At 70.9% G+C, this 6,927-nt stretch carries 4 protein-coding genes and 1 pseudogene; 1 reads left to right on the top strand and 4 read right to left on the bottom strand.

What is annotated here, in order from left to right; all coding sequences use genetic code 11:
• From NBW84_RS11860 to NBW84_RS11845, 4 genes and pseudogenes are all read right to left on the bottom strand, one after another.
• A pseudogene (locus NBW84_RS11860) lies at positions 1-439 on the bottom strand (hypothetical protein); the annotation flags it as partial.
• A 271-nt stretch (positions 440-710) separates the two neighbouring features.
• On the bottom strand, positions 711-1,100 hold the full coding sequence (locus NBW84_RS11855; protein ID WP_250284530.1) for a hypothetical protein: 390 nt from the start codon (positions 1,098-1,100) through the stop codon (positions 711-713).
• Between the two features lie 100 nt (positions 1,101-1,200).
• A complete protein-coding gene (locus tag NBW84_RS11850; protein ID WP_250284528.1) occupies positions 1,201-3,132 on the bottom strand; it encodes a DUF4012 domain-containing protein in 1,932 nt (643 codons plus the stop codon).
• 255 nt (positions 3,133-3,387) lie between these two features.
• Positions 3,388-5,661, bottom strand: a complete 2,274-nt coding sequence (locus NBW84_RS11845; protein WP_250284526.1) for an MMPL family transporter — start codon at positions 5,659-5,661, stop codon at positions 3,388-3,390.
• 175 nt (positions 5,662-5,836) lie between these two features.
• Here NBW84_RS11845 and NBW84_RS11835 point away from each other — a divergent pair, with 175 nt between their 5' ends.
• Complete coding sequence (locus NBW84_RS11835) at positions 5,837-6,553, top strand: TetR/AcrR family transcriptional regulator (protein WP_445548698.1); 717 nt, start codon at positions 5,837-5,839, stop codon at positions 6,551-6,553.
• The last annotated feature ends 374 nt before the right edge of the window (positions 6,554-6,927 follow it).

Here is a 6,927-nt window from a genome sequence, read left to right as displayed (position 1 = left end):
CCACCCAGACCATGCCGACGGCCTTGCGCTCCTCGGCATCGGCCGGTTGCGCCCCGACGGCGCCGCCGGCCCGCCCGGTGTACGACGCCGTGTCGGCCGCGTCCTTCGGCGTTCCGGTGGCGGTCAGATAGTGGTCCCCCTGGGTGGGCAGGGTCAGCCGGATCGCGAAGCTGCCCGTGTGGTCCGCGGTCACGGTCCGGGTGCGCGCACCGTTGTCGTCGATGGTGATCGTGCTGCCCGGCGCGAAGCCGCAGCTGCTGAAGAGCACCGACCCGCCCGCCAGGACCCGTTCAGGGCCGACCGAGGCGAAGCTGACCGGACCGGCGCAGTCGGGAAGCTGGTCCTGTAGCTGCTGGGCGGTGGCCGGTGACCCCAGCGTCGCGCTGAGGGTCAGGCCGCCGCCGAGCAGCAGGGTGAGGGCGACTACCCGGAAGTTCATGGAGGTACTCCTCCTGCCGCGGTCTCGTCAGGGGCAGGTGCTGCCAGGGGCAGGTGACGTGAGGACTACGTAGCGGGGGCTACGCAGCGGGGGCTACGTAGAGGGGGCTACGTAGCGGGACGAGTGAGGGACGACGTGAGGGACGGCAGGGGGCTCGGCGTGACCGGCTCACCGCCCTGGGCCGCATCCGATGGATCTTCGACCGCGTGGGCTGCGTTCGGGCAGCCACTCGCCGTCAGATCTCCGTCGGACACGGCCTGGGCGGCGGTTGTCAGCCGGCGCGGACCGGGATGATCGCAACGGTGACCCGCAGCCGCCCGCTGGGGGCCTGGCCGACGGCGGTGAGCCTGAGCACACCGCGCGTGGGCGGGGCCGTCAGCGTGGCCAGGATGAGGCCATCGCCGTCCGCGGTCGTGCTCCCGTAGTACTGGAAGTTGCTGTAGAGCTGGACGGTCGAGCCGGGAGCGTAACCACATCCACCGAAAGTGAAGGACGCGTTGGTTACGACCGGGCTCGGTGTCACCGTGCCTCTGTCCAGGAAGCCGGTGCACCGGAAGGGGGGCGGATAGGGCTGGGCGACGGCCGGGGACGCCGATGTCACGCCGAGCGCCAGCAGACAGCCGGCGGCGAGCAGAGCCGCTCCCAATCGACGGAATCTCATGGATGTACTCCCACTGTCGGGTCTGCTGGTATAAGCAGCCTGAACATGAACACTGTCAGCTTATAGATCGCTACTTTCCGTGTCTATGCTACTCGGCGTGTCATCTGGGATTCTGTGACCATGGGGCGACAGAACGTATACCTGATGTGGTGACGGTTTCAGGGACGGCGAGTGGCTGCGGCCGCAGGAGCAGGACCGGCCTGGCCACCGGTTCCCAGATCCGCAGCACCAGCGTGCGGGTCTGCCCGCGGTCGACCGACAGCGGCGTCGAAAGCACCGGATGGCCCCGCTCGACGCCACGGCGCAGGTGGACGGGAAGCCCGTCCAGGGTGGCCGCCTGTAGCCCGCTGCCCACGCCGGTGTACACCGCCAGCGACAGCAGGTTCTGCGCGTCCGGGTTGCCCGCCGGGGGTGCGCCCTGCCCGAGGGGCCCGGGCGGACCGGCGCCGGGCGGACCCGCGCCAGGCTGACCGGGAACAGGCTGGTCGCTCCGGTTGCGGACGTAGGCGCTCAGCCCGGCCGGTGCCGCGTTCGTGACCCGTATCGTGATCGTTACGTCCGCGGAGCCGTCGGGACGACGGACACTGCGGTAGTCGGTGCCGCGCCGCAGCCAGTAGTCGAGTTTGCCGGCCGCGGCATTCTGCGTCACCACCGCGAGATAAGGGCCGTCACCATCGGGGAGCGCGCCGCCCAACGCGGTCGTCGCAAGGATTCCCTGTTCCGCCGGATGGTTGCTGGATACCAGCAGACGCCCTTCGGTGGCGGCCCGCCCCAGCGCGGACAGCAGCGCCGAGGTGTTTCCCGCGTCGGACGCGGCCGCGTCGTAGACGGCCCGCCCCACGGCGGCGAAGAAGTCGTCCCGCTGCCGGGCGTCGCCGATCTCGGCGTACGCCCGTGACTCCACGAGCTCGACGAGCGAGCCGGCCGGGACGCTCCGCCCGCCCGGCAGGACCGCCGGCCTCGTCGCGGCCAGCAGATAGGACAGCGTCGTCGGATCGACACTGACCGTCCCGTCGACGCGCACACCCGTGCCCGCCTGGTAGAGCGCCGTGTAGAAGCTGCCGACGGTCGGGTAGTGCGGGGTGAGGTTGGCGTTGGCCCAGACCTGGGTCGGCCACGCGTCCGCGTACATGTTCTCGAGCTCGGGCGGGAGCGCCATGGCCGGCACCCGCTGGGTCGGCCCGCCGGGCAGGTGGCCGTTGCCGGAGATGCCGGTGAGCTCAAGCCTGCCGTTGACGGCGGTCAGCAGGCCGAAGGCCCCGATGATGCCCCCGGTGGCCCGGGACTCGGCCGGGTTCTGGACGACCAGCAGGTAGTGGCGCGGCCCGTCGGCGCCCATCATCGGCGGCACCAGCCGGGTCGCCAGCTCCAGCGTGGCGGCGGCGCGCTCGAGCCGTTCGGCGTGGCGCAGACCCTTCTGGCGGGCGTCGGCGAGCCCGAGGCGGGCTCCGGTCGCCCCGCAGCCCGGCGTCGCCGCGAGCCGCCGGCGGAACTGGCTGATCGCGGCATGCGTGGACGCGGCGGCCGGCCGGGCGGCCGCGATCCGGCCGGTGTCGATGGTGGTGCCGGTGCGCAGGGCGTCCAGGTCGAGGACGGATCCGGTGGGGTCCAACAGGGCGCGCGAGTCCTGGAGCAGCTGGTCCAGCGCGGTCACCAGGGAGCGGACGGAGCGGCTGGGGCAGCCGACCGCCGGGACGTGGCCGGCCAGCGCCCACAGCGGGTCGCCGGTCAGCTCCCGGGCGGCCGCGGTTTCCGTGGCGATCATGTTCACCCGGGCGCGCAGCGCGTCACCGGACGGCTTGTCGCCGGCCTGCAGCGCCTGGTCCAACGCGGCGATCTCGTTCTGGGCGGTCCGCAGATGCGATCGCGCGAGCAGGCCGCGTACCGCCGTCCATGACACCGCCAGCGCCAGGAGCAGCACGAACACGGCGATGCCGAGCAGCGGCAGCCGCGCCCTGCCCAGCCGCCGCCGGGCCCGCTCCAGCGGCGGAGGCTGCTCCGCGTCCGCGGCCTGGGCCGGAGGCGTGGTCACCGTCGACGCGGCTCCGGCCCGGGCGACAGCCGCGGCCCAGAGGGCGGCTCGGGCCCGGCGGCGGCCGCGGCCACCGTCACGAGCGGGAACTCTCGCCTTTTAGCAACCTTCTGCTTCTTCATGACTCCGCAGCGTAATAACTGCGGATGGTGCGTGTACAGACCGGCTCTGCGCCGGTTGCTGCCTCTGGTTGCTTTCAGCTATGTTGTCATGGATTGTCCATATTGTCACGGATTGCCGCGACGTCCTGACGGGCTATGCGTGGTGGTCGGCCCGGTGGGCCGGTGGGGTGTGAGTGGACGCGCTCGCCTGGTCGCGGGGGCTGTCCTCCTCGTCCGCGGGGGTGATGACCTCGGCGGGCACGGGAGTGTTGCGGATCTCCTCGATCTCCTCGGCCGACTCCACCGAGACCTTCGGCAGTATCCGGTCCAGCCAGGACGGCAGCCACCAGTTCGCCTTCCCGAACAGGTGCATGAGCGCGGGCACCAGCAGCGCCCGGACGATGAACGCGTCGATGAGGACGGCCACCGCGAGCCCGAGGCCGAACAGTTTGATCACCCGGTCGGCCCCGAGGATGAAGGACGCGAAGACAAGAGTCATGATCGCGCCAGCGGCGGTGATCACGCGGCCGGTCTCGGCCTGCCCGAGGGAGACCGCGATCCGGTTGTCCCGGCGCACGAGCCACTCCTCGTGGATCCGGCTGACCAGGAACACCTCGTAGTCCATGGACAGCCCGAAGAGGATGGCGAAGAGCATCACGGGCAGGAAGGGCTCGACCGGGCCGCCCTTGACCCCGATGAGGCTCGCGAGCCATCCCCACTGGAAGATCGCGACGATCACCCCGAACGCCGAGCCGACCGCCAGCAGGTTCATCACCGACGCGGTCAGCGGTACGACGACACTGCGGAACACCGCCATCAGCAGCAGGAAGGCCAGCGCCACGACCACTCCCATGAACAGCGGGAGCTTGCTGGTCAGGACGTCGGAGAAGTCCTGGTAGGTCGCGGTCACACCGCCGATCTTGATGTCCAGGGCGGTGCCCGCGGTCACCCGCGGGATGGTCGTCTCGCGCAGCCGCCTGAGCAGCGCGGCGGTCCTGGCGTCCTGCGGGCTGGTGGCCGGGAACAGCGCCACGATCGCGGCCTGCCCGTTCGGGCTCGGCTGTACCGGTGAGACGAAGGCGACCCCTGGCTCGGTGCGCAGTTCGGTGACCACCGTCTCCAGGGCCGTGAGGCCGGCGGGGGAGTGGATCTCCGTGACGAGGCTGAACGGCCCGTTGAACCCGGGCCCGAACCCGCCGACCAGCAGATCGTAGGCGCGCCGGGACGTCTTGGACTGCGATCCGTTGCCTTCGTCGGCCGTGCCCAGCCGCAGCGAGAAGAACGGCAGCGCGGTGATCATGATCAGGGCGGCTGACAGCACGGCGTAGACCGCCGGGCGCCGTTCGATCCGGCGGGCCGAGCGCCACCAGAAGCCGGACGCGTGCTCGGGCTCGGGGCCCATGTGGGCGAGCTTCACCCGCTCGGCCCGCCCGAGCACCTTCATCCCGTAGAAGCTCAGCAGCGCCGGGAGCAGCGTGACCGCGGTGGCCATGGTCAGCGAGACGGCAAGGGCCGCGGAGACCGCGACACCGTAGAGGAAGGTGACCCCGAGCGCGTACATGCCCAGCAGCGCGATGCAGACGGTCATCCCCGCGAACAGGACGGCCCGCCCGGAGGTGTTGATGGCGGTGACGGCCGCCTCCTCCGGGGTCTTGCCCGCCCGCAGGCCGATACGGTGCCGGTTGACGATGAACAGCGCGTAGTCGATGCCCACGCCCAGGCCGATGAGGGTCGCCAGTGTCGGCCCGAACTGGGCGACGGACATCACGTGGGAGACCAGGCCGATGCCGGCCATCCCGACACCGAGCGCGATGACCGCGGCGACCAGGGGCAGCGTCATCGCCAGCAGGGTCCCGAAGGCGATGAACAGGATGATCGCGGCGGCCACCACCCCGAGCAGTTCGCTGGTGTTCTGCTGCGGCTGTTCGACGATGGCGACCGCGGTCCCGCTCATCTCGACCTGCAGCGCCCCGCTGTCGGCAGCGCGGGCGGTGTCGATGATCGCTTTGAGGTCGGAGCGGGGGATGTCGACGGCCTGGTCGTCCAGCGCGACCGTGGCGTAGGCGGTCCGGCCGTCCCGGGTGAACTGGCCGACGCCCGGCGGGTCGTACGGGCTGATCACGGCGACCACGTGTGGCAGGCGCGCGACCCGCTCGAGCATCGGGACGACGTCGGCTTCGAGCAGCGGGTTGTAGAGGGTGCCCGTGCGGGCGTGCAGCACGATGCTCGCGGTCTCGCCGGCGGCGGCGGGGAACTCCCGTTCGAGCAGGTCGATCGCCTGTTGGGACTCGGTTCCGGGAAGGGAGAAGTTGTTCTTGTAGTCCGTGCCGGCAGCATATGCGGCCGTCCCGAAGCCGAGCAGGGCTGCGAACCACAGCAACAGGACGATCCAGCGGTGACGGAAGCACCAACGCGCGAGCGATGCCACGGGTTTCCCCCCGGGTCTGGGCCGATGGACGGGTCAGGGTCAGCGCAGAACGCCGGTGTCCCCGGGCGTTCTGGGCGATCGGTCGGTCGGGGTAGTCTACCGATCGGTCAGTAGGAGGGGATATTGTCAGGATGGCTACAGGTTTCCGCTCCGGACCTCCCGCGGAGAGGGGTGCATGGCGACGATGCCCGGTCGCGCGCCGCGTTCTCACGCTGCGGACACACGTGACCGGATCCTTGCCGTCGCCGTACAGCTGTTCAACGAACGAGGTTACGCAGGGACATCAATCCGTGACATTGCACAGCGCCTTGGTATGACGAAGGCCGCTCTCTACTACCACTTCGCGTCCAAGGACATGATTCTGGACGCGGCGGTGCGGCCGTTCGTGGAGGCGTTCGGCCATGTGAGCGATCTCTCGCGCGTTGATCCACCGGTACCGGCTCGGTCGATCATCGAGGGACTGGTCGAGGCGATGGCCGGTCCGGGCGCGCTGCTGTCCGCCTTCGTCGACGATCCGTCAGTGATCTACCGGCGGATCGGCAAGGGTGACATCGCCTCGTACCGGGACGCCATCGTGACCGCCCTGGCCGGGCCGGAGCCCACTCCGTCACGTATCCTGCGGGCCCGCTGCGCGGTCGCCTGTGTGCAGGCAGGCATCTTCGGCGCCGCGCTGGAGCGGCGGACGCTGGCTGCCGCCGGCGCCGGGGCCACCGGCGCCTGCCTCGGGGAGACTTGCCCCGGGGAGGCCGGCGCCGGCCGGCCGCTCGTTCCGGAGGACGTCCGGCGCGAGGTCGTCGAAGCCGCTCTCGGCGCTCTCGGCGCTCTCGGCGCTCTCGGGCCCGCCGGGGACGCTCTCGAGCCTGCCGGGGACGCTCTCGAGCCCGCCGGGTAGGCCATCGACGCCGGCGGCGTCCGCCCGGGCTCGTCCTCGCCTGTCTCCTATCCGCTGCTGCCCTGTTGCTGCCTGGGCTGCCCGGGGACTCTTGCCGGGGCACCTCGAGCCGGGCTACCGGCGGTGCGAAGACAGATCAATATACTACTTTTAGTAATCTAGAAATATCTTTTAGTAGTGGACGTACTGTGGCCGGGTATCCTGCTGATGATGCTCCGATCACGTTACGTGCTTTCGGTGGTGGCCCTGGCGATCGCTGTCGGGGGCGCCGCCTGGCTGTGGGCGCCGTGGTCGCAGGCCGCTCCGGTCCGGTCGCCGCCGTCGGCGGGGGGCCCGGCCGTCGGCCCCGCGGTGACCGCCGCCGACACCGCCGC

Origin of the sequence: Protofrankia sp. CiP1_Cm_nod2, from assembly GCF_920664355.1 — a bacterium.
Taxonomy (GTDB): Bacteria; Actinomycetota; Actinomycetes; order Frankiales; family Frankiaceae; genus Protofrankia.
The sequence above is the reverse complement of the archived record's forward strand: the minus strand, read 5'-3'. Positions and strand labels throughout refer to the sequence as shown.

What these genes read in the sequence shown, in the direction of transcription:
- NBW84_RS11855 (WP_250284530.1), bottom strand. Translation starts at nt 1,100, where the DNA reads ATGAGATTCCGTCGATTGGGAGCGGCTCTGCTCGCCGCCGGCTGTCTG.
- NBW84_RS11835 (WP_445548698.1), top strand. Translation starts at nt 5,837, where the DNA reads ATGGCGACGATGCCCGGTCGCGCGCCGCGTTCTCACGCTGCGGACACA.